General features: G+C 53.8%; 21 protein-coding genes. 7 read left to right on the top strand and 14 right to left on the bottom strand.

Annotated elements, in window-relative coordinates; all coding sequences use genetic code 11:
- Positions 1-100: 100 nt before the first annotated feature.
- From ACZYR5_RS12120 to ACZYR5_RS12100, 5 genes are read left to right on the top strand one after another with little or no spacing between them, the layout of a single operon-like run.
- Positions 101-310 (top strand): hypothetical protein, encoded by a 210-nt coding sequence (locus ACZYR5_RS12120; protein WP_213605982.1) that lies wholly within the window; start codon positions 101-103, stop codon positions 308-310.
- Positions 303-2,378 (top strand): DEAD/DEAH box helicase family protein, encoded by a 2,076-nt coding sequence (locus tag ACZYR5_RS12115; protein WP_489089687.1) that lies wholly within the window; start codon positions 303-305, stop codon positions 2,376-2,378. The genes ACZYR5_RS12120 and ACZYR5_RS12115 overlap by 8 nt, the downstream gene beginning before the upstream one ends.
- 1 nt (position 2,379) lies before the next feature.
- Complete coding sequence (locus tag ACZYR5_RS12110) at positions 2,380-2,553, top strand: hypothetical protein (RefSeq protein ID WP_415264200.1); 174 nt, start codon at positions 2,380-2,382, stop codon at positions 2,551-2,553.
- Positions 2,550-4,559 (top strand): AAA family ATPase, encoded by a 2,010-nt coding sequence (locus tag ACZYR5_RS12105; protein ID WP_489089688.1) that lies wholly within the window; start codon positions 2,550-2,552, stop codon positions 4,557-4,559. Before ACZYR5_RS12110 ends, ACZYR5_RS12105 begins: the two co-directional genes overlap by 4 nt.
- Positions 4,552-4,989, top strand: a complete 438-nt coding sequence (locus ACZYR5_RS12100) for a DNA phosphorothioation-associated protein 4 (protein WP_213605980.1) — start codon at positions 4,552-4,554, stop codon at positions 4,987-4,989. Before ACZYR5_RS12105 ends, ACZYR5_RS12100 begins: the two co-directional genes overlap by 8 nt.
- A gap of 255 nt (positions 4,990-5,244) precedes the next feature.
- Here the strand turns inward: ACZYR5_RS12100 and ACZYR5_RS12095 are convergent, their stop codons facing one another.
- From ACZYR5_RS12095 to mobH, 7 genes are all read right to left on the bottom strand, one after another.
- Positions 5,245-5,610 carry a DndE family protein gene (locus tag ACZYR5_RS12095; protein ID WP_213605979.1) on the bottom strand — a complete coding sequence of 122 codons (366 nt, stop codon included), beginning with the start codon at positions 5,608-5,610 and terminating at the stop codon, positions 5,245-5,247.
- The gene (gene dndD / locus ACZYR5_RS12090; protein ID WP_489089689.1) at positions 5,607-7,619 is read right to left on the bottom strand and encodes a DNA sulfur modification protein DndD; all 2,013 of its coding nucleotides are present in this window, start codon (positions 7,617-7,619) and stop codon (positions 5,607-5,609) included. The genes ACZYR5_RS12095 and dndD overlap by 4 nt, the downstream gene beginning before the upstream one ends.
- Entirely contained in the window at positions 7,616-9,142 is a 1,527-nt protein-coding gene (dndC, locus tag ACZYR5_RS12085) for a DNA phosphorothioation system sulfurtransferase DndC (protein WP_415264204.1), read from the bottom strand. Before dndC ends, dndD begins: the two co-directional genes overlap by 4 nt.
- Positions 9,139-10,221 (bottom strand): DNA sulfur modification protein DndB, encoded by a 1,083-nt coding sequence (dndB, locus tag ACZYR5_RS12080; protein WP_489089690.1) that lies wholly within the window; start codon positions 10,219-10,221, stop codon positions 9,139-9,141. The genes dndC and dndB overlap by 4 nt, the downstream gene beginning before the upstream one ends.
- A gap of 274 nt (positions 10,222-10,495) precedes the next feature.
- On the bottom strand, positions 10,496-11,758 hold the full coding sequence (locus tag ACZYR5_RS12075) for a hypothetical protein (protein ID WP_489089691.1): 1,263 nt from the start codon (positions 11,756-11,758) through the stop codon (positions 10,496-10,498).
- Positions 11,745-13,745, bottom strand: a complete 2,001-nt coding sequence (locus ACZYR5_RS12070) for a ParB N-terminal domain-containing protein (protein WP_489089692.1) — start codon at positions 13,743-13,745, stop codon at positions 11,745-11,747. The genes ACZYR5_RS12075 and ACZYR5_RS12070 overlap by 14 nt, the downstream gene beginning before the upstream one ends.
- Before the next feature lie 474 nt (positions 13,746-14,219).
- On the bottom strand, positions 14,220-15,944 hold the full coding sequence (gene mobH / locus ACZYR5_RS12065) for a MobH family relaxase (protein ID WP_489089693.1): 1,725 nt from the start codon (positions 15,942-15,944) through the stop codon (positions 14,220-14,222).
- Positions 15,945-16,161: 217 nt separating this feature from the next.
- Between mobH and ACZYR5_RS12060 the strand changes: the two genes are divergently transcribed.
- Positions 16,162-16,359: a DUF7740 domain-containing protein gene (locus ACZYR5_RS12060; protein WP_007901093.1), complete on the top strand. Its 198-nt coding sequence runs from the start codon at positions 16,162-16,164 to the stop codon at positions 16,357-16,359.
- 129 nt (positions 16,360-16,488) lie between these two features.
- Here the strand turns inward: ACZYR5_RS12060 and ACZYR5_RS12055 are convergent, their stop codons facing one another.
- Positions 16,489-17,448: an ArdC family protein gene (locus tag ACZYR5_RS12055; RefSeq protein ID WP_489089694.1), complete on the bottom strand. Its 960-nt coding sequence runs from the start codon at positions 17,446-17,448 to the stop codon at positions 16,489-16,491.
- A gap of 131 nt (positions 17,449-17,579) precedes the next feature.
- Complete coding sequence (locus ACZYR5_RS12050) at positions 17,580-17,909, bottom strand: hypothetical protein (protein WP_489089695.1); 330 nt, start codon at positions 17,907-17,909, stop codon at positions 17,580-17,582.
- 456 nt (positions 17,910-18,365) lie between these two features.
- Here ACZYR5_RS12050 and ACZYR5_RS12045 point away from each other — a divergent pair, with 456 nt between their 5' ends.
- Positions 18,366-18,773 carry a DUF3742 family protein gene (locus ACZYR5_RS12045; protein WP_489089696.1) on the top strand — a complete coding sequence of 136 codons (408 nt, stop codon included), beginning with the start codon at positions 18,366-18,368 and terminating at the stop codon, positions 18,771-18,773.
- Here the strand turns inward: ACZYR5_RS12045 and ACZYR5_RS12040 are convergent.
- The 5 genes from ACZYR5_RS12040 to ACZYR5_RS12020 all read right to left on the bottom strand — a co-directional run bounded on the left by ACZYR5_RS12040 (position 18,766) and on the right by ACZYR5_RS12020 (position 23,322).
- Complete coding sequence (locus ACZYR5_RS12040) at positions 18,766-20,304, bottom strand: conjugal transfer protein TraG N-terminal domain-containing protein (RefSeq protein WP_489089697.1); 1,539 nt, start codon at positions 20,302-20,304, stop codon at positions 18,766-18,768. The two genes, ACZYR5_RS12045 and ACZYR5_RS12040, sit on opposite strands and share 8 nt — an antisense overlap.
- A 10-nt stretch (positions 20,305-20,314) precedes the next feature.
- Positions 20,315-20,623 carry a hypothetical protein gene (locus tag ACZYR5_RS12035; protein WP_489089698.1) on the bottom strand — a complete coding sequence of 103 codons (309 nt, stop codon included), beginning with the start codon at positions 20,621-20,623 and terminating at the stop codon, positions 20,315-20,317.
- Positions 20,624-20,626: 3 nt separating this feature from the next.
- Entirely contained in the window at positions 20,627-22,009 is a 1,383-nt protein-coding gene (locus ACZYR5_RS12030; RefSeq protein WP_489089699.1) for an integrating conjugative element protein, read from the bottom strand.
- Positions 22,006-22,962 (bottom strand): TIGR03756 family integrating conjugative element protein, encoded by a 957-nt coding sequence (locus ACZYR5_RS12025; RefSeq protein ID WP_489089700.1) that lies wholly within the window; start codon positions 22,960-22,962, stop codon positions 22,006-22,008. Before ACZYR5_RS12025 ends, ACZYR5_RS12030 begins: the two co-directional genes overlap by 4 nt.
- A gap of 105 nt (positions 22,963-23,067) precedes the next feature.
- The gene (locus ACZYR5_RS12020) at positions 23,068-23,322 is read right to left on the bottom strand and encodes a helix-turn-helix domain-containing protein (protein ID WP_135307268.1); all 255 of its coding nucleotides are present in this window, start codon (positions 23,320-23,322) and stop codon (positions 23,068-23,070) included.
- Between the last annotated feature and the right edge of the window lie 143 nt (positions 23,323-23,465).

Here is a 23,465-nt window from a genome sequence, read left to right as displayed (position 1 = left end):
GCCGCATACCGCCGCGCCACCCTCCGACCCCGTCTTAATTGCCACCCCAGTTTGAATTGGGCTGGCCCGCACTATAGCAGGCGGCTGCGGAGTGCTGTGCATGAATGAGTTGAAGCAGGCCCTTCCGGACATCGTCTTAGAGCGGGATCGTGTGCGCTTTGATGGAACGGATGCGGAGATTGAGCGCTACTACGCCACCGGCGAGCCAACCACCTTATGGCAACTGGATTATCGTAACCATACGGAAGAAAAGTCTATTGATACGGGCGTTCTGGATGCATTGAAAAAGGAATTCGATCTGTATGTTTGATGAAATCGATCTTCCGCTGTCGATTAATACTTCTTCCGAAGATCCCAGCGCGATCTTCTTCGACCCGGTTCTAAAGAGAGCAGTCACCTACGACGTAGGTGTGGGGTATTTTACCTCCGGCTGGATTGCGGATACCGCTCAGGGTATCTCGCAGTTCGCCCGGTCCCGGGGCAAAGCTCGATGGATTGTCGGCCACGAGTTGCAGGAGAAGGACCTAGACTGCATCGTGAATTCGAAAGCGATGGCGGATAAGGAGTTTCAGGCCAAACGGATTTTTGAGGAAGAGGTGGATCAGGTGTTCTCGGCACTCAAAGAGGACGCCCGTCTAGCGCTGGCTTGGCTGATCAGAGATGGCATTGTTGAGCTGAAAGTGGCAGTGCCCACCAATAAGCTGAGTGGGATTTACCATGCGAAAAATGGCATCTTTTCGGACGAGGCGGGCAACGATATCGCCTTCAGCGGCTCGTACAATTTGACCTCCAGAGCCTCGTCGAACTGGGAGACCATTGACATTTATCGGTCGTGGGCGAGTGAGGAAGGTCGCCAGCGGTGCGAGAAAAAGAAGCGCGAATTCGAGAGCACCTGGCAAGGTAGAGACCCCAATCTCCTGATATTTACACCCACATCCACGACGCTGGATAAAATCAAAGCTTATGCCACGACGGGCTCTCGCCCTTACAGCTTGCCATCTGGCCACCCGGCCGTCCCCCAAGCCATTCAAAATGAAGAGGGAAGGATCCGGGGGTACCAGGAAAAAGCCATCAAAGCCTGGTTTGTTCAGAATGGGCAAGGGCTGTTCTGCATGGCCACCGGAGCCGGCAAAACCATCACCGCCCTGACGGCGACCACCCGGCTATTGGACCACTTCCGCACTCAACAAGCCAAGCTTGTCATCGTTATTACCGTCCCCTACTTGCACTTAGGGGAGCAGTGGGCGGACGAAGCGGCGTTCTTTGGCTATGACGCGATCAAATGCTACGGGGGCAAAGACAAGTGGTTGGGTACTGTGCAGTCCGCCTACAATCAGCTGCTGTCAGGGGGCCGTGACCATATGGTAGCCATTGCGGTCAATGACACCTTCAAGAACAGCCAGTTCCAGTCGTTCCTTGATGGTATCCGTGCCAACTTGTTATTGGTGTCGGACGAGGTGCATAACATGGGCGCTGAGAACATTGTCCAGAAGCTGCCCCAACAGGCGCGATTCCGAATTGGGTTGTCGGCCACGCCCATCCGCCACAACGACCCCTTTGGCACCAAGGCCATCTTTGACTACTTCGGTGAGCCGGTAATTGAGTTTGACATCAAGGACGCCATCGACGCCGGCTTTCTGTGCAAGTACAACTATTACCCGATCGTCTGTGAGTTAGATCCGGAGGAGCTGGACGAATACATCCGGTTAAGCAAGAAGATTGCCCGGCTCATGGCCATGGGGAATAAAGACGATTTTTCGACCAGCCTAAAGCTCGAGCTTATCAAGCGCGCCAAGCTCACCGGCAGCAGTGGGGGCAAAAAGCGCAAACTGAAACAACTGCTGAACGAAAGTCAGGACCGACAACACACCCTGATCTATTCCAGTGAGGCCATCAACGACGGCGAACGGGATATCGACCGGATTGTTCAGATTGCCGGGAGGGACTGCCAATGGCGCGTGGCCAAATTCACGGCCGAAGAAAGCAAAGAACAGCGCGCCGAGATTCTTGGCAGTTTTAAGGCTGGCGACATTGACGCCATTGTTGCCATTAAGTGCCTCGATGAGGGCGTTGACATCCCGCAAACGAAAACCGCTTACATCTTGGCGTCCTCGACCAACCCCCGTCAGTTCATTCAACGACGGGGACGGGTACTGCGTCAGTACGACGGTAAGGGCCATGCATCCATCTATGATTTTATCGCGATTCCTCCCCTAGACAAGTTGGGGGAGGACGCAGAAACGTTCAATATCGAAAAGAGCATGGTAGAGCGTGAGCTTGATCGAATTAATGAGTTTGCCGAGATTTCCGAAAACTACGGACACACCCTTTCCACCTTACGCGACATCCGAAAAAAACTGAAACTGTTAGGTGCTTAATATGAAGAAGCCCAATGAGGTCATCAAAGCTGCTTCTCCGGAAGTCCAGTCGGTTATCAATCAAGTCCTGAAAATTCATCAAGAAGGCAAGCATTACAGAGATCTGCCAGGGGACATGGAGCGGGATTTCTGTGAGCGCATCATCAAGGTGATTAAGGACGAAGTGAAGGCATGAAATTAAAAAAATTAACCATCAGGAACTTCCGGCAGTTCTATGGCGAAGTGTCGATCAGTTTTTCAACCGATGACAAGGCCAGCGTCACGGTCATCCACGGAGAAAACGGTGCCGGCAAAACCTCCCTGTTGAACGCCTTTAAATGGGTGCTCTACGGAACCACCGATTTCGATACCAACAACCAAAACATTCTGAGTGAAAGAGCTATTGCGGAAGCGGGCCAGGACAGCCCGATCATCATGTCGGTGACGTTGGAGTTTGATGATGACGGATTCGCCTACACCGCGCACCGGGAGCAGAAATTTGTCAAAGGAGCGGGTTTGCACGCGGAGTCCTTGGGCCCCTCCGTACCGTTACTCAATTGGATTAATTCTGCAGGCCTATCCGGTCGTTCTTCGAACCCGGGCAGCCAGCTCAATCAAATCTTGCCGGAAGATATGCACGGCTATTTTTTCTTTAACGGGGAGCGCATCGAAAAATTAGCCTACAACAGTGCCTCCACTCAGGTCAGAGAGGCTATTAAGTGCCTAATGGGCCTGAATATTCTGGATCGTGCTGAAAAGCAGCTGAAAGGTCCGGTGATCCGGCATTTCAACAAAGAAGCCAAAGACAGTTCTTCTGGCAATATGACGGTGTTGCTGGAAGAGCAATCGAAGTTGACGGATAAAATCCAGCAAAAAGAAGACGAGATCAAGGGTTGGAAAAGTACCCTGAGTGAAATTGACCTAGAGATCGAAGCCATCGATAAACGGTTACAGTCGATCGAGGCGATCGCTGAAAAGCAAAAGCGGCGAAAGATGCTTGAGGAGCAGCTCGAGCAAATCATAATAGATAAAGCTGACGCCTCGGCTGCGCTCAACAAAAACGTCACAGAACGGGGCTTCCTGGCGTTTATTGATTCACAACTGACCGGGGTGAAACAATATCTGGATGAAATGCGGATCCGGGGGGAGATACCCAGCAAGATAAAAGCCACTTTTATCGATGATCTGATCGGTCTGGGTAAGTGCATCTGCGGTCAGCCGCTGGAGCCGGGAAGTGACTGTGTGATGGCACTTGAGTCGTACAAAACCACTCTCAAGGATAATGGCGTTGAAGAGCAGTTCATGACGCTGTTTGGTCACATGTCCCATTTGCAGTCCGAACGTAAAGCATTGTTCGCCAACATTAATGAGTCGATGACTAAATTGACCGAGCTGGACGACCGGCGAATGAACTTTCTGGGGCAAATTGATGAGCTAGGCGAAAAGATTAAGGGCGTAGAGGATTCCGCCGATTTGGAGGAGCGGCGAGTGGGATTAAAGGCGGATAGCCGAAGACTCAACGCCAACTGCGCCGTCGGCGAGCACGCCAAATCCGACTGGGAAGAGCAGCTAAAAGACAAGGAAAAGGAAATTGAAAAAGAACTCGCCAATTCCAATCAGGCGGATTTGAGCCAGCGCAGAAAACAGCTGGCAAAGGAAGTAGCGGAGACCATTGGCGAATTTCACGAAGCGATGGCCCACCAGGTACGCTTAGATTTGTCGAAAAAAGTCGATGACACCTTCCGGAAAATCATGAAGAAAGATTATTGGGCGGAGATCGATGAGGGCTTTACGCTCAAAATATTTAAGAACATCGAAGGGCACGGTAAGCAGCCGGTGTGGGAGAAATCCACCGGTGAGAACCAGGTTACAAGCCTTTGTTTTATTAGCAGCGTCGTTAACAGCGCTAAAGAGCGGGTCACTAAATCGGGTGGGTTGCAAAAGGGTGGCATTTATCCAATCGTGATGGACTCGCCGTTTGGTGCGTTGGACCCTGAGTATCGCCAAAAAGTGGCGAACTTCATTCCTGCCCTTGCTGACCAGGTCATCGTCATGGTGTCGAAATCTCAGTGGCGCGGCGAGGTGGAAAGAGAGTTATCCAAGCGCCTGGGTAAGCAATACACGCTCACATATCATAAGCCTAACCCAGGCAGTGATGAAAAGTTCGAATATACAAAGTTGGAGGAAGGGTTCTATGGTTGATCGCGTCCGGAAACCAGCTAAACACACCGACACCTTAAGTTATCTGAAGGATGACGTGGGTGTCTTCGCCTCCTTTAAGGACGCCATGGTGTTTGCCGCGGCCTTGGGTTTTTCCAGAAAAAAGTCGGTGGCGTTCGACAAGTCTAGCGAGCCCATCCCCTTGTCGGTGTTTCGGGGGGAGTACGACGACGCTTTTATGAACGTGCTGGCCCTGTTCGAGCATCAGGATTCCAGTTACTTGGAGCCTGAGGGCGATAAATTTGACGCCAAGATCAAGCTCTTCGAAGAATACGCCTGCGGCGGTTTGGATATTATCAAAAGCACGATCATCGACCCGGGACTGGATGCACAAAGTGCCATCATTAGGCTGATTCTCGACGAGCAGGCCGAGCACACGATCATTGATGATATTACGGCGCTGGGCGCCTAAGGTCCGGCCTCCGGCTCCAAAACTGCAGAGTGCAGTGGGGCTTGCCGGTGACGTGGGAATGACGTAGGGAAAAAGTTTGAAAAGATTTAGCTGGGCGAAGTGTAAATCAATGGTTGAACACGATAGTCAGAAAATCAGAATCATAAATGATATTCGGAAAGCACTCGTTAGAATGTAGTCTTAGTGTTTTTCAATTGAGCTTAACGCCATATAGGCTCGTTAATGGTTGAGCCCACCGCTGAAGGTGGGCTCTTTTTATTTACTTGCTATCAGCAAGGCTACGTCTTTCAGGGAGCGTACATGTCCCATTTTATGCAAGCCTACCTCGATGAGAGATGCGACATGCCTGACGGGATCCCACTCTAGAGCACTTTGATGCGTGAACTGCCTGAGTAGTGCTTCATAGATATCCAAGTGCTCGCCAAATAGAGTTGGGGCGTTAAATTCCTGGCCATCCAGGTCTGACACACTTGCATTGCCAAGCCCATTCTCGTCAGCGAGTGCAAGCGCGATCGCAAATCTACTCAAAATATTGGGCGTCAGGCCTGTCTTCGATTTTAGGTACTTCAGCTTTGCAGTGGATGAGGCTGATATTTTAAATTTGTGCGGAAATACGTTCATGCGTTTTGTGCCCACCGCCAGAAATAGCCTTCCTCTGCTTGAGTGGACCGGGTTTCTGGGTTGTATACCAGATGATAAGAGTGCGAAATACTTCCCTGTAGGCCTTCATAGAAGGCGTAATCAATTTCCGTATCCGTCGAGAGAATGATGACTTGGTGACTTGTTTTAGGGAAATAATTTTCCACGAGCTTTTTCCGATGAACCGAGTCCAGTCGGCCCAGTGGTGTGTCGATCACAACTGGCAGGCTTCGCCCTGAAGTGCGGGCCAGCGCTTCCAAGATCGAGATCGCAAAGATTTGCTTCTCGCCGGCTGACAATTCTTCTTTACGAAGTATTACGCCTTCATCGTCGATCAGTACGACCTCGAAGGTGTTTGGATCGATCTGAATGCTGAGATTCCGATCCTCTTTGCGAGCCAGGCCATTGAATGAGGTGTAAAACTGCGACTCGAGCTCTTTGAGTTTTTCAATTCGAGCGCGAGTAGAGAACTCTTTCAATACATCTTTGGCATTCTGTGCAAGACCGGTCAGGCGCTCCTCTTCCTGGGACTCCGCTATTTCGGTGTAGAGATCGTCTAACTGGCGTGCAGCCACCGAGAGACGTGCGAGGAGGGCCTTTGCCTCTTCAGCCAATACCGATTTCTGCTCCTCAAGAGCGGAAAGCCGTCCTTGTAGCTGCCCTTGTTTGTTAAACAGTGGGGTCAGTACTTTTTCGTCGGGCGCCCTAGCGATATTTTCCCGGGCGGATTCGATCTGGCTATCGGTTTCCTGAAGCGTCATCACTAAGTCAGCAGCACGCTGTTGGAGCGAGCCAACATCGTTCTGTAGGCGATGAGTGATGCTGAATCGTTGAGTATCCGAGAGCTCGTGTACTGGAGCTTGTTGTTCAGCGCTGTTCGCGACCTCTGAGCCGAATGTCCTCAGAAAAATATCTTGAAGGGCAGGGAGCTGATCCTTTGTCATAGCGAAGGCAGATTCGACTTCTGCTAGAAAATTGCTCTGCTGACGTTGCAAGTATTCGGAGAGTACCTGTGTTTTTTCCGCGCGTTGCTCAGCGTCTATTTGCGCTAGCAGTTTCTCGTTGAGACTTTGAGTTATAGCGAAAGGTAGCAGGCCGCTGAGCATGTCATGCAGGGTGTGCTCTATAGCTTTTTTGTCGCTAACCAATGCATCGAGGTTGACCGTTTCCTCTTGCCTGGAGGCGCTCCAGGCGCCACCGCGTGCATTGATGCTCGCTTCGATGTTGCCAAGGTTCTTGTTGGCCTCGACAGTATTCACGCGCATGAGGAGAAGCTTTTCGCGTACTTCTGCCAGTTGCTCGTTCAGATCGTTATATGTCCGTTCTGCTTCAACAATTTTTTGCTTGCGATCTTCAGAAGCCTTTTTGATCGAGCGCCCTCTAATGATAACGGAGAGGTCGGAGTGCAATCTATCGATGAGATCCAAGCCCAAAAGCTTGTTGATCGATTCACGCAAAGCATCTCCGGATGTTTCTTCGGCAAGGCTCGCGATTTTTTCGCCGTCGAAGAAAAACAGCTCAGAGACGCCGATCGGGATCAGCTCGTTGAGAAATGCTTGTGCCTGATCATAGGAAAGCTCGGTCAGAGGGTGCCCGTCCCTTGAAATGATCAGGCCTTCTTTTACCTTGCCAGCATGGTCAACAAACCAATCGCGTGTCAGTTGATAGCTTGAAATAACACCATATTGTGCATAGCGAAAAGTCAGCTCGACAGCCGATCGCGTAGGCTTGGCGATGCTGTTGTGAGCTCTGTGTATGCATTCACGAAGATACTGATGGTACTCGGCAACCGTTGCGCCGGAGCCCAGTACGCCTTTGCCGTACAAGGCAAGCTTCAGCGCGCTCAGAATGGTCGTTTTGCCGCCGCCGTTTAGGCCGCCAAACAAAACAATAGGCGCGTTTTTGCCTCTTTTGATCTTCGGAACCAGGTCAAAGTCGTGGGCTCCGCTAAACACGCGGAAATCTAGTACTGAAAGAGAGTCAATAATCATTGCAGCAAGCCATCTATGTCGGCTTTCAGAGATTCGAAAGCAGTCTTGTACGTATCGGTAACTTTAGGTACGGCGCGTCGTTCCATCGCCTCGTCCAATCCACCCCAGTCTTGCTCCAGGACTTTCTGCAGCTCGTCCAGAATGCCTTTTCGGCGTGAAAGCCCTGAGAATGACAACTCTGTATCGATGAGTTTCATGATCAGCACTGCTGGAACGCCGCGCTCAGCCTCGAGTGCGTTGAGAATGGCCGCATCAGGTTCAGTAAACGCGCCGGCATCATTTTTGATCCACTCGACTGTATCTTCGGGGTAAACCTCTCCGTAGATTTTAGGAAGCGAATCAATCCAGTCCGGTTCGTTTGGATCCTTGAGCCACTGTTGGCGAATCACTTGCAGCTCGTCGCGGCCGATCAGCTCAATCTCGCGATCAGTCTCACGAATACCCTTCTCAATTTCCAAAAGTAGCTTCAGCCACTCTCGACGATATTTCATCCAGTACGGACCAGGCACGTGCTTGGCGGCGGTATTGGAGTCGTCATCGATAGCCCCTCTTGCGAAGGTCACTTTCCCGGTACGGCGTTTGTAGTTACGGAATTCTGTCTTATTTTCGGGCAGCGAGCTGGCGTGCAGTTGGTTGCGGAACTGGAGCAGCGGTAGCATCCAGTCCTCTCCGCTGTTTACGAGTCCTTCGATCGCTTTGTCGTGTGTCACAACAGTGCAGGTCCAGCATCCGAAACGCGAGTTTCCGCACGATGGTGTATTGGTATCGATGACGAGCGGGCACTCTCCAGCATTGGAGTCTTTGTAGAGCTCAAACAGTACTCGGTTGGAGCCACCCCAAGGCCTTGCAGCGCTCATGAGGTATTCCCACACATCATCAGCGTGCCAAAGCTCAATGGGCATGTAGGTATACGCATTGTGCAATGTCGTGTGTCGACCCAGTGCAGAACCATCGATTTTGTGGCGTGTGATTACCTGGGCACGCGTGGAGCTTTCTTCTCGCCTGGAGCCAAGCACAACCACGACTTCACCGAAGCGAGCTACCTTATCCTTGATAAACTCGCTCACAGGGTCAATTTTCATCCGCTCAGTACACCAGCGGAATGCTTTGGTTGGGGCAGGGTAGCCTTTGCCCAGCAGGTTGGCCCAAAACGTCTCGCCGACTTTAGGAGTGACAGAGTGTGCTGTCATGGGTAGTTGATCCTGAATCGCCTGGGCGTTCACCGAATCAAGCACCTGGCGGATCATGTCGACGACTACAGGGGTTTCCACTCGAGTGTCGGAGGAAACCACGTACACATGCTTATGGCGTTCCTCAGGCGGCAACATCTTCAACGCGTAGTATGTGAGCGAGAGAATCACGGTGGAGTCTTTACCACCGCTGAACCCTACCACCCAAGGGCGATTATCTGCCTTGTAAATGCTCTGAAGCTCGCGGACAGCGTCCGCTAAAGGTCTACCAGCAATGATCGCTTCTTGGACGAAGTCATCGTGTGATGGATAGAGAAATTGATCATTACTCATTTTTGAGGAAACCTGTTTTCTAACTCGCGTTCAACCGTGGACAGCGGGACACCCAGCTTCTTCTTGATGAGACTGGCGGTGAGTGCAACGTTCGTTGTGGCTTTGGAGATCCGGCCGTGAACCATGGCCCGGCCTTCCCATTCAGGATTGGCTCTGGACCAGTCGATGGTGCGCAGTTGGCTGATGGTTTTTTTCCACTCGGATTCTTTGCGGATAATCAGCTCAGCACCGACGAGTCCCATCGCTTGCAGCAACACGCCGTGGGCATGGATGTAGTTGTCACGTAGCTCAGACGTCGACAGCTCTTTGTTTTTGGCCCTTATCCAATCGGGCATCTGTAGAGATACCTCTTCCCAGAAAGATTTTGCGAGCTCTCTCTCGTTTTGCGCTATGAGATCACCTTTCCCTTTTTTCAAGAGGACACGGGACGCATTTTTGATGGCGCTGAGAGTAAAGAGCTTGGAACTGCGAGGGGAGAGACTGGACTTCTCCAGCTCAGTCATCCTAGAAAAGACGTCTACATTTTTTGCCAGATACCTGGCCAGATCAGAAATCTGATCGCGGTGGTCGTACAGGGTGCTGATTGAGTTGCTCGGCCGTACGGCATGCTTGTTGAGGTCGGCGAACATTTGCTGGCTGCGATTGAGCCCTTCATCAATAAAGAAAAGGACTGGGATGTTGTCGTGGCCAAGCTCTGGATTCTCACGAATTGCTTGCTCGATGGCTGCGCGGCGATGCTGGCCGTCGTTGATCAGGATCGGAGCCTCCATGGGGATTGTGAGCGTGCCGATGCTTTGCCCCAGTCCAGTGTCGGAAGCAGGGGTAAATTGGACTACCCCATCAACTGAAGCGGTGATTGCAGAAAGGGTGTAGTCATCGCGATTATCAAGCAAATATGCGGAAATCTCAGGAACTCTAGCCAAGTTCAGCGTGCGCTGGGCGCGCAAATCCGCAGGCACGTTTTCCTCGTTGAAAATGAAGATTTTCGGCACGAGGCGCATCGGGCACATCGCTATGTAGCATGGCCTACCGGCTTGAATGCCTCTGACGCAGGGGAAGGAGTGGATATAGGTCGTCATGTGTTCGCATGTCTTTTCTCAGCAGGTACGTTATTTTGCATATTTTTAACATACACGCAAGGTTGGATACCACGACGGTAGGTCTTGCAGCTTGCCTATGAGCGGGAGGTCGGTCAGTGGGGTGTAAGCAGCGGAACGTGAGTGTCGCAGAAATCATGCCGCGCGGCGCGGCGCTGAGACAAGAATGATCGTATGTAAGCTCCTGTAATGGCGGTGCGTTAACCTCCATTGCTTTGCGCCCATTTAACCTGCTCGAAGCCATCGGTTACTGTCGTCAAGGCACCATGAAGGAGGTCAGTTGATGAGCTTGCAGCGCTCGTCGAATGGCTGCGGGGACTTCCCATTGTGGGTCCTTTATCAAGTGCTTTCGTGTTTGCATATATACATCGCGCCAAAGAAAATTTTGCTGATTCGCGGCTTTTTCAATTTTGAGAATTTGTCTGATGACCGCGCGGGCAAACTCATTCGCCAAACTGGCACTTGGTTTGACGTCACCATGGGTGTAATGAAATTTGTTGCGCAGGTCGATGTAAAACTTGCAGGTCAAATAGTCCGCGTTCTGTTCTAAGTTGAAGTAAGTACCTATACCCTTAAACACGGGCGTAAAACCCAAGATACGCTGGTTGTTGATCATATACGAATCAAGGCTTGTCCCGCTTTTTGTATGTAAGCGAATCGTCGCATTGTCAAGAAACAGAGCTCCCGATGTGTAGCACTCATATGCTCTAAAAATGTGCATAAAAGCTTTGCTGAACAGGTTGCGCTCTATGGCGAGCTGATAGGCCAAGTAGTGCAAAACCGACATCACTTTGTAGATACAGGGAAATCCATTTTGCAGCGCGGCCGTCGCTTGGATGTTCGCCAAATCTGAGGCGCTGCTGGGGCAAACTGCCAACAGGGTGTTGCAATGAGTGATCAGGTCTGTTAGCTCTTCTTGGAGCAGCGTAAAAATAGGCACGAGTCCAGTAAGGTGGCCAAGGAATGCTTGGAGCTCGTGCAGCTGTAGCGCATCGAGATCGCTGCCGGCGCTTTTGCTTTTCAGCTGCTGATCTGGCAGAAAGCTGTAGCCAATAAGTAAACGGCACACCAATCTAGTTACCTCGTTGTGCTGCGCACAAGCTGCTTCTACGACACTTTTGACTACCGGATGCAATCCCTGCATACCCGGCTCATAGTAGACGTGCAGATTGGCGTCAATCTTGAAACTGGCATCGCGTACTTGAGGTACTAGCGCCACCTTTCCCGTATCAAGGCATACTTTTAAAAAGCGGCGATTGGCGTCTTCATGTAGGTAAGCATGGTCAAGGAAATGTTCAACGGTCAACAGGAGGGCGTTGCTAGATGCCAAGACACATATCGGGCGGGCCGCAATTGTTGCATGTACGTATTGCGACAAATCGGTCAACAAGCGCTCACTATCCCCTACGAGGATGAACTCCTCATATTCTAGCACCGCCGCGCTCAGCAGTTCGCGGGGGCCGGGGGCGAGTGCGTCCCCTTCGACAACGGCGAAGTAGGTGTCCTTAGAGCTCTTCATCAAGCTCTTCACTCTTCGAGTAAAGGAAGTCTTTAAATTTCAAGGTGCGGGCTAAATCGTCGAACGAGTCCTTGAGATTCTCAGCAATGAGATCATCCACCAGACGATCGAAGGTGGTCTTGGATGAATCCCCTGCCAGCTCTTTCATTTCTCTCGACTTGTCCAGTTCGGCGGCATGCAGCCGTTCCCGATCGATTGCCGCCAAGCTAAAGTTGGTGCGGTAGGATTTTTCGAAAACCTTACGTTTATCGTCGCGCATCTGCTTGATGAAGCTGCCGACTTCCTCCTTGGCCAGCGCCGAGATCACGCTTTTTTCCTTGGCATCTTCACAAATTGCCTTCTCGCCATTGGATAGGAGCAAGCGGACAATCTGGCGCTTGGCCGACTTGGTCACCTTAATACGAGAGCCACTGAAAATTGTATCTTGCAGATACAGATGTCGGTCGTCGAACAGGCCTGCCTTGACCGCAAATGAGTGCTCAACAAACTGTTTTATGTAGTGCGCGGCGCGGTTCACAGGTATATCGTGAGCCACAAACTTTGAGCAAAGCAGCGACCAGGCCTCAATCATGGCTTTCTGAAAAATAGCCTTCCGCGAGAAGTCGGGGATGATGCCAGTAATCAATTGCCCCAAGTCCGCACGTACATGAGCATGCATGGCCTGCGCCGGCTTGATGAGCATGCCGTTGAACAGCACATGGTCCTTCACATTGGAGAAAATGTTCTGGTCACTGCGTCGTTCGCGGCGTATCTCGTCTTCTGTATTAACGAAAAAGTCCTGGAATTCCTGGCAATAGCGCGAGAAGAAGGTGGTGTTAAAGAACATCTCGATGAGTGAAGGGGTGATTGTCTCGTTGACTAGTCCTACTAAACGCTCGCGATGGCGGGACAAAAAGTCACGCCAAGGGAAATACTCCGGCGCGCTCTTTTCTTCGTCGTACTCATCTGTGCCAAAGTCGAATTCGCTAGCACGCTTGTCAATCCCCAGTATGGCGGCGAGCAGTCGAACACCACTTTTGGTTTTGAAAATTTCTTCGAATGCATTATTGATAACGCCGATGCTGGTCAGGGTGTGCTCGCGCGAAATTTCCAATGATTGCTTGTGATTTTTCGTGTTCCATTCTATTAAACCTAAGCCTTCACTATGCTTCTGCTCGAGCACAGCTTTGCAGAATTCGCGACAGATAATCGAACCGAGGGTCTGTTCCGACAAGAGGGTCAGGAAATGACCGCTGACACGCTCCACAGTGGAGTTAACATCGACAAACAGATTGCGCAACACCTCGGGTACTTTAGGTTGGCTGTCTGAATTGTGTGCAATCGAATTAGGCGGATACACAAGACAAATCGGCAGTGTCAGCCCCTCGATCAACGAGCGGTCGTGAGTCATCAAGGTGTTTAGAGCGAACAAGCGATGCTGCCCATCAATGACTACTAATCGTGCACCTTTGACATTATCACGAGTCAAGTTGACCTGAATTTTAGCACTGTCGACCGTCACGGAGACCTCATGATCCCCATCCGCACAGCTGAATGTACGCGACTGCTCTTGAGCCATCGCGTAGTTGGTCACCTTTAAAATACCTGGCCACTCGCGAACGTAGAGCTCGCCAACCGAGTCTGCGTCCTCGGAAAATGTGGAGTCGGGGTAGTAGTCATCCAAGCAATTATCATGATCAACGGAGACCACGGCGACCAGCAACGGGGGGAGAAAGACGATGTCTTTCTGCACTACACCCTCTTTTGCGGCGAGGTATTGACTTATCTCGGCGATCGCTCTGTCTTCATCAATGTCACGTTGGATTAAGTAATCAAAATTGAGCTCGGTATTGACGTCTTTTGCGTAAGAGAGATACGGCAGTTCGTCGACCTTGAAGGAGGTCATGAAGTATTCAATAGGAACGGAACCATTAGTCTTGAAGACGCCAAACGCGCCATTTTTTTCGAATTCGTAGCGGAATGGTGCTGCGGCTTGACGTCTGGACATAGGTACTCGCACAGATTTCTTGAATGAATTTGAGGGCGACAAAGGCGCGCGCCTTGGGTCAGCGGGAGCCGGCCCTCGAACGATGGAGCATGGTGATCAAACGTAGCACGTAAGTCTAGCGGTGTAGGTAACTGGCGGTTGGTCCTGACCATCGTCAAAGACCAAGCTACGGCAGGGCGCTCGCCACGGGGGGGCAATTGTTGCTGTGATCCAGCGGCTTGCTGATAAACATTATCCTCTCCGCCAAGACCAGGCTGAAGGATTGCTCCGCATATTTGATACCTTGATTGATCTTGGTGATCGCCGAAGCGCGGCTTTGGAGCAGAGCGAAACGTTCCGAGAAGTGCAGGTCATGGACTGAAAAAATCGGAAGGCCTGAATTGTAAGTGGCAAAAAACAGAGGGATCTTGGACGTTTTCTTGCCAAAGCAATACCCAAAAAACCAGTCGGACCTGGGCTATCGATGCTAGGTCGCTAGCCATCATCAACCGCGAGGAAAGGGTTGTTTGGTGGTATCGATGGTAAAAGTAACGTCGACTCCCCAATCAGGTACCCCTTCAAAGTCGATTTCTTCCTGGGCCCTTGCACGTTGCATATCCAGATGTTTAAACCGTTGTCACGCTTCTTGTGGATCTTCAGTTTTTCGAACTGCTTCTGCACCCAACGCCATTCTTCACCTTGAGAGTCTGCCCCCATTGAGATGCCCGGAAACTCCTGGACATAACGTTGGAAAAGCCCCGGTGTTACTAGAAACAAAGTACCGCTCACCGTGTGAATTTTAGCCTTGCTGTCATTGATCATCAGCTTGTGATTCTGGATGCCTTCTCTGACCCAATTTAGGAATGCCTGGCCAGGGTCATCCGATGGGAGGGGGGAGGTCTCGGGCGGGCGTTCTGACGGCGAGTCACTGGCCTCTGGCTCCTCCAAGTCGAACATATTGAGCAGAGTTCCGAGGCAGTCGGTATCTTCCATCGCCATGGGATCTCTCGGCGAAGAGCTCTGACGCAATCCTGTACTCACAATCTTCGGCGCCGGTGGTGATGCCGAAGCGTCATTCGAGTGGTCATCAGCTATAACGCCCACCGTTCCGCTGAAGGCCTCAGGCCGAATTTCGCTCCCCCAAATCAACGCCGGTTGAAGGCGCAGAAAGGTAAAACGCTGCTGCCAGTTTCCCTGCGCGACAAGTGCAGTCCAGATAGCTTTGCCTTCCAGGGTGGACTCGACCAATCCGTGCGATTGCAGTTCGTCGAACACGGCGATATTGGACGAGGGAATGCCCTCAATTGATTGCGACAGCAAATAGGCTCGCAGCTTGTCGGTGACCGTCTTGCTGACCAGCCACAGCGCGTCTTGAGTCAACCAACCCGCGGCACCTGGTTGGTTGAGTTTCAACTCGTGTTGAACCAGATGACGCAGTCCGCTGATCAAGTGGTGTTGCAGCGAATGAATCGGTGCTTGCAGCGCCTTGCTCGGGTTACCACCGATGTTCTGTGCGGTGGAAACACGGTCGGCCTGCATCACCAACTCACCGAGCACGCCGGCACGTTCGTACTGGCCCGCCAGGACATACAGCAGACTGGCCCACAGTGGCGGAAATCCACTGAGCCAATCGAGGATTGGGCGGTCGAGAATTTGGGTGTAGAGCAAGCCTGCGGCGGCGCCGTGCAGGTGGTAGTCACGGTCCTTGAGGTAACGAAAACGGTAGGGCTGATCCAGGGAGCCCTGCCAAGGATGCCAAACACGGCCATCCTGGCGTTCGACCAGCAGGTCCACGGCGATCTTGCCGATGTCATGCAGAAGGGCGCCATAGGCGATTCCAGCCGACCAGGCATCGGTCTGGGCGGCTTGGTCTTCAGGCGCGGCGCCGGTGGGCAGCAGATAGGATTGACGCAGTTTCAAACTACAGGCGACCAGTTCCAATCCATGGTCGAGCATACCGCCGAGATACGCATGGTGGTGCGTCTCGCTGGCCGGGAGTTGCTGGACCTGTTCGGCGTAGCGATGGATCGGATTTAAATAGAGCTGGATGAACTGCGCGTGGGAGAGGGCGGTGTACTGCCAGATGCGATCGAGCAACTGGCGGCGGTGTTCCGCGGCTAACAAGCTGTGGGCCGACTCGATAGCTAGGTAACCTTCGGCGACGCTCACGGTCGGTGGCGGAGGGGGCTTCTGCCTTTTGTGGCGAAACAAACCGAGCATCGTGACCTCCGGGAAATGGCTGGGTCAGTGGCCTTTTAGCCTTTTCGGATAGAGCTCTTACCCTTGAGCACCCATTCCCGTTCAACCCTTATCCGTCCTTTTGGCTTGTCTCCCTTTGCATGGCAATCGGAATATGGATACGGCTAGGCATCGTTTTGGGCTAGTACGGCAAAGAAAAGAGTCGGTACACTGCGGTGCCTATTTTTTGGGTCTTGCCATGAACCTTACTGACGCCACGCTCGTGCTGCTGCTCGCGGCACGTATCCATGGGACCGACGAAGCCGTCCGGGCCTCGGCGAAGAGCGTGGTCAAGAAGTTACCGCGCAGTAAACGCGATCTGATCTACAAGGTGATCGATAGCCGAAGTCCGCTCGAGCTGGTGGATTTTCTGGCGCAGAACCTGGATGCGGAATGACAGGCTGCGGGTGTGTGCCCATCCCTGACTTTTTGCATCAGAGCCCCGCGGCATGGGTTTTCTGGGCGCAGGAAAAAGGGCCCAACTCGCGTTGGGCCCTGTGAGGCGATTGCAGCGGTGAGGTAACGATCAAAATCCATCATTCATGCATCGTGAGTCATCCATTACCATCTGCTTCAGTTGCTGCTCCAGGTTGAGTACATACTCCGAGGCGCTTCGGGCCTGACCACTGGCGCGAAAGATCGCGCGTTTGTCAGCCTTGAGCAGGCCGAGCCAGGAGTCGATGTAGCCCTCGTGCCGCAGCTCCCCCTGTATACCGGCGTAGGCACATAAAAAAGCAGCGCCCATCTCGGCGATCAACTCCTCAAACGCGTAGCCTGGCGAGCCGAAAGGACAGGATGACGTCACACCCTCGCGTTGCAACCGAGTGTGATGCCCAGTCCAGTGCGTCAGCTCGTGAAGTGCAGTGGCGTAGTATCCACCTTCGTCTTGAAACTGCGCTTTTGTCGGCAGCTGGATGAGATCCCTGATCGGGTGGTAAAAGGCTTCGTTGGCAGATCGATGAACGATGTGTGCCCCCGAACGTAACAGCAGATTTTCCGCAGCGCTGTTGGGCTGGAAGGGATCACTCTGTTCCGTCTCGAGCTGGGTCTCAGTGAGTATTTCGAGCCCCTCCGTTTGCTCGATGTTGAACAGAAAATGTGTCCTGAAAATGCCGAAGTGAGCGACCTTGGGTTGACCGTTTTCATCGAGTACTGGTTGGCCTGACTCGGTCTGTTCCTCGCGCTCCATCGGCTTGTAGAGCACCGCCAGAGTGCTGTGCTCACCCTTACGGATGTGCCCACCGGCCTTTTTAGCTTGGTTGAAAGTCAGCCAACGATCTTGAGTGAACCCCTGCAACCTGGCCTCGGCCCAGAGCAACGGTAAATTGATCCCCGAATAGCGACGCCGCGTGATGGCATTGATGGGGTAGGGTTGATGACTGATATCAACTGAGCCACTTGAGGACCAGGGTTTGATCCAGGGTGCAACGCCTTGGTCTAACGCGGTAACGATCTTGTCTGTCACGTCTTGGTAGATATCGCGCATGGCAATTTCCTCGAGAGAAAAACGGAGGAACACCTTGCCCGTCGGGGAGGGGGCCCCGTTTGGGTGATGGGTTGGATTGATGCAGGTCTTGCATGGCGTCCGAATGTGGAGGTGGGCGCCGCCCATTGCGCTTAGCGCTGGTGTTCTCCTGCAAGCGCTATGAGCAAGGCGCCAGGCTGACCCGGTTCTTGGAGTAGGCTCAGACTCAATTGCAGCAACGGGTCGTGGTCTAAGTAATCGGTTGGTTCAATGTGTATTACCTCGAACAGCACATAAGGTTTGTGTGGATAGGCCAGGTGGGCTTCGAAGGCTGCGCGCAACACGTGGCTCAACCGATCGACCTGCAGCTTCTCAGCGTGATCGGAGTGCTTGAGCAGGACTGCGCGTTGCCACGCGCCAGGGGTGAACACGATGGGCAACCGAAGGCTGTTCAGTGTTTCCGGTGTAAGTGAGTCGGGCATGGTATGTCTCCGTTGAAAACGCGAAGAAACCTGTCCCGTGCGGGAAAAGATTTCCCCGCAGTGGGTTGAAGAAAATCAAGAGGATTTTCCTGACGAGCAGAGCTCGAAAGGCGCTCAGGAGAGCAGTAGGCGTTCATCACCGTAGAAACGGTCACCGTGCGAGCTACCGAACGCTAATCGCACTTGGGGAGAGCCATCATCGAAGTGACGTAGCCTTTAAGGTTCTGGCTACCTGGGCGGGGTGCTGTCGATAACAGCGATCCGTACCTTGTATTTAGCCGGACGATTTGTATGGGTCAATGACTGTAGAGATGCTGTTTCACGGGGCTTGTCTTCTGTCTTCCAGTGAAGATTTTTCGGCTGGGAAAACTGATAAACGGTCAGGCACGGACCGTTTTCAGTAGTAGGCTGTTACTCCTGTCTCAACCATGAAAACGCTCAGAAGAGGGCGAGACCATGCCGACTCAGAACCCTGTTCAGAATTCACGTGCCCACCGCTGGGCATATACCTGTGGCATGTCGATAAAGCGCGGGTATCGCAAGTTGAAAGCGTTTGAGTCCCGCGTGGCTGAGCGTTCGGTGACGGCAGGAATGCCCGCAGGTAAATTACTTGTTCGCGGGAGCTTTCTGATTGCCAAACTGGCAATGATCGGAGGGCTGCTCTTTATCGGTTTCTGGCTGGTCGCTTCTGTTGTGGTGGTGATCGCTGTGATTGCCCTTCTGCAGTCCAAAGTTGTCATCGACACGGATTTTGAAGAGGACAATCCAGGTCCTGACTACCTTGGGGCTAACTCCTATCTTGGCAACTACGATGACAATGGCCATTACATAGGTCATTTCAAATCATCTGATGACGTCAGGTAAGCTTCTTCGTAGCACCCATCAACTGATCCGTTCCTTTGCCCGCTGCACCATGCGCGGCTTTGCTTGCACCACCTAGCATCCCCTCAAGGCTGTTGCCGATTGAGTAGCCAGCCCAGCTCATGGCGACCAAAAACAGTCCAGGCAGCACTAAGAACATCGCCCCCATCACATACTCGATCACCTGCGCGGTGACAGTCCCCTCCATAAACCCGGATGTGGGCAGCGATAACAGCACTTGATTGGACGCCGAAACCTGGTTGTACAAGGTATCGAGCATGCTGGAGTCGACCCAACGAGCCAGTTCCCACCAGAAGGTCAGCATGTGTAAGGTGAACAGCGCGAACGTCACGGTCATGACGGTCTTCAACTGATAGGTACTGACCAGCAAGATCAGCGGCAAGCTGATGATGATGCCCATGATCAGGAAAGCCTGCACCATCGGCAGGGCGGCGCGTAGCGCATTCATCGCCGGGAAGTTGCTGAAGGAGCCGAGGGCCAAGCCGGTATTAGTGGCCAGGTTATTAAGCCCCTGATTGATCGAGCCGCCACGAGCGCTGGAACCATAGTCCTGGTACACCTGTCCGGGCGACATGGACATCGATTGCTGGCGCGGACTGACCAGTTCGCGCAGGGTGGCATCCTCGATCTCGTTGCTCGAGCGGCCAGTCAGCCAACCTTTCAGCTGAGTCAGCAGAGAGGGATCAACCTGCTGGATCAACCGCTCGCGCAAGCCAACACCGCTGTCGCTCCACCACTGCTTGCAAGTGGGGTAGCCCGCGCCATTCTCCAGCCGCGGCAAGGAAACATCGCGGCTTTCGTCATACGGCCAACTGATTCGCGGTGTGCGTGAACGATCCGTGTCGTAGTAGCCGGGCGTGTCGAGAAGATAGCTTGAGCCGATCCAGGACGCGCCGTGACTTTGTGCCTTGTCCAGTTGCGGGCGATTGGTAAACATCCGAGAACGGGAATAGCCATAACAGTCGCGGGTGAAGTCGGCGACTTCCTGCAGCAGTACCTGGCTGTTGATACGCGAGCTGTCGATCTCCATGCGCATCTGCCGAATATCCGGTGCGCAGGGAATGGAGGCGGTGGCTGCGGCGGTTACCCCTTTGCTCAAGGCATGCACTAGAAACCACCAGATCGGTACGTTGGCGGAGCGTTCGCCGATGGTATTGAAGGTCGTCCCCCAGGCGGTTTCCGCTGGCTTGGCCACACTTACGCCGCAGCGCTGACTCGCCGCATCATCGAACGTCATTGACGAGAGGCTCAACGGAAAGACCGGCGCGCAGCCGAACAACACCACGATGTAGGCCAGCCACAACCGGTTTTCGATTCGCGGCACAGAGAGCAATCCCTTGTTTCCCTCATCCGCGCCTTGCTGACGGGCTGACAGCCATTCCTGGAGGATGATCGCGCCGAAGGGCGCGGCAAACAGCCCGGTGTCAGACAGGACGCTCCAGAGTCCGTTGTTAATGATCCAGGCCAGCAGGGAGAGGTAAAATTCTAGGTAGCTGTTGGTGCTCAGGAGCATGGTGGTGACCTCACAGTCGGGTGAGTTCGACGCAGGTAAAGAGCACGAGCCCTAATGTCCCGATGCGTTTCACGCGCAGTCGATCCTGGGGTCGCTGTCGGTAGCGCTGAAGCAAATCCCACCAGAGCGCAAAGAGGGCGCCGTAGAGCAGGGCACGCCACCCCCGTAGATAGGGTCGTACGGATTCAAATGCCTGCTGCCAGGCCTCGAAACTACCCAGCGCAGTGCGGCCGATCCAGGCGACCAGTACAGCGGTCAGGATCATCACTGCGGCAATCCCCAGACTCGAAAGCAAAGTGAATAGCGGTGAGCGTTTCATGGCTCACTTGCGCCTGGCGTCAGCATCATTGAGTCGACCGGGCTCGGGGTCGCCTTGCTCGACGGTACGCGATGCGTCGGCACCACCGGCATGCCGGTCGAGAACCAGGCTGGCGGTGTTGGTGGCGAGCATCTGCCGGACCTGCAGTTCAGTCTGCAGCAGGCGTATTTCGCGCTCCAGAGCGTCGATATTTTTCGTCAAGGCGGTTTGGGCCGGCTCGGCGGAGGCGATGTTCGGTTCGTGACTGCCCGCCAGCAGGGTGCGCAGTAGCAGCAACGCTTTGTCGAGCACGCTGGACAAGGCTGTCTCACTGGCCAGGCGGCGTGCCAACAGATCTTGGTCGGGATCGTCGCGCAGGGCTTCAATCACGCCACGGGTCACCGGCAGCATCGGGCTGGAGGCTTTCGCCAGGTTGTCAGGGGTAGGCCGCAGTGAGCCCGACAACAGCCCTTGCAGGGCCTTGAGACGTTCGCTGTAGGCCTCCTGGATCAGCGGCGTTAACCCACTGCCAGCGGTAGCACGCAGGGTTTCGCAGGCGTCGCAGGTCGTAACTTCGCTCTCGCCCAACACCCGAACGGCCCATTCGGATTCCTCTTGGGGCGAGGTCCATGTCTGGCAAATAGCCCCACCCAGACAATCACTGCTACTGATCGAGGCGCTGTCATCCACCGAACGGTTATGCAGCAGGTTATAACCCGCGCGCACCACGTCGGCGGTCACCCGAATGGGCGTCTGCCCATTGCCTCCAGCGTTCGAGCCGCCGACCCAGGACACGCCATTGTTGCCGTTGCGGGCCTCGGTGTTTTTCACCGCAGCCACCGCATCTCCACCGGTTTGCTCCAGGTTACCCTGCATCTCCTGGTTCTTGGCCAGTGCGCCCCAGCCGGCTTGACCGACCTTGTCCGCCATCTTCTCGGCCATGGCCTGGCAGGTCAATTTGGAACGATCGAAGTCGATACGCCCCTGCATCACCCCGTTACTCAGCAACTCATAGAGTCCGGGGTTGGCGCGCTGAATGATCAATGCTGGCAGCGACATCACCGCCTGGGTCGCGTTCTGCACGATGCTGCCCATGATCTGCTGGAAACCTTCGGTGGCACCGTTCAGCTGGTTTTGCAGGGTATTAGTGAGGCTCATGTTTCCGCACATCATGTTCGCTCGCCAGGACCCGCCGACACCGAGACCACTGGGTCGGTAGAGCGAGCTCGGTGAGCCCACTGCCGAGCCACCACCGATGGTGTACATCACTCGGTCATCGAGCACGTCGCCTTGAGTACCCAGGCGGTAATCGCCCTCGGCGGCGTGGGCATGAGTGGCCATAGCGAGTAGTCCGTAGAGCAACAGACTCATCACGCCCAACCAGGGGCGCGCGAGAAACCGGCTCATGACGCACCTCCTTCGAAGTCGAAGCTGAACAGGAAGGTCTGCCCCTCACGTTTGCAACAGCTATAGGGCCGCCACAACGACCAGGCGTAGCCCCCATCCGAACTCTGTACCGGATCGCTGGGGAAGATGGCGCACGTGGGCTGAACCTGAGGGTAGAGCAATTGCCATTTATGGGTCGAAGCGTCGTTTTCAACGATCGGGCCTGGCGGCCAGTAGCCGTCACGTTTGGCGAGCATGAGCGGTACATACACATGCGGCTGTCCGTTACGGGTGATGACATCGCCGGCTCGTTGCGTCATGACCGCGGCCGCCTTGAAGTCGTCGGGCTGTACCAGAAAGCCCTGCCGGGGATAAACGTTGCCCCACATGTTTCCCGAGGCCTGACTACCGATTTCACGGAGCCCCGACATGAGCGACTCGGGGTAGAAACTTTCCGGGATGCCATGGCGCCAGGCCAGTGAGTCCAGGGTACTCAGGTAGTAAGGCATGAATGCAGTTGCGCCGCTGGCGCAGGCATAGCCGGATTGCGAAGCCAGTTGCGTGGCGATCCTGCCACCGGGGTGGCCGATACCGTCGACGTTCTTGAAGCGGGGCAGGTTGTCGCGGCGGGTGTTCGGGGTGATCAGGTTGCCGCCACCCTCCGCGCCGCTGATGGGAGCGGAGAGGGCAGCCATCTCGGTCCAGGGGTTGTTGCCGGTGTTGGCGTAGCTCGAGACCACCAGTTCAGGAATGAAATGACGAACCTTGGTCGAGGTTTTGACTGTGCAGCCGAAGGGGGTGCAGAACAGCCAGAAACAAATGCCGACGACCCTGTAGTCGAGGCAGTTTTGCGAAAGCACGGAGGACGTGATGCTGGCGGTGTCCAGCGCCACGCTTGGGCCGCACGCCAGCAGGATGCTCAGCGCCAGGGGCCGTAGCTTTGTGGGTGAGATTGACGAGCAGGCAACAGGCATGATCCAGGCTCTCGGTGTATGGCCTGGGCAGGTTCGATTACGGACTGAAGACTGTCAGTGGAAATTATGAAGGCGGATCTATCGGATTTGTGAGCCGTGAGACTATTATTTGACGTGAAGGGCGCTGCGCAGAGTATCGGGTTTTGCAAGTAGCTGATCTGTGGTGATTTCGAGAATATTGGCGAGCTTGCACAGGACCAACAGCGACGGATTGCCCGTGCATCGTTCGATTTGACTGACGTACGTGCGATCCACCTCGGCCATGAGCGCGAGCTGCTCTTGGGTAAGGTTTTTCACGCGTCGCATCAAGCGGATGTTTTCCGCCAGCTGAAGACGAAGCTGTTCGTAGTCTTGAGTCATGCGCGCAAATTGCGCCTTGAGGGACTCTCAATCCACGGGATATAGTCTACATTGGCATTAATCTAGGCCATTTGATGCTCATGCCTGTTATCGAGCGTTCATTTGGCTTCGTTAAGCTTTTCGAAGCTGGACCCAACGTCTAA

It is taken from the genome of Pseudomonas sp. F007, from assembly GCF_057814275.1.
This window is presented reverse-complemented; position numbering and strand designations above follow the sequence as displayed.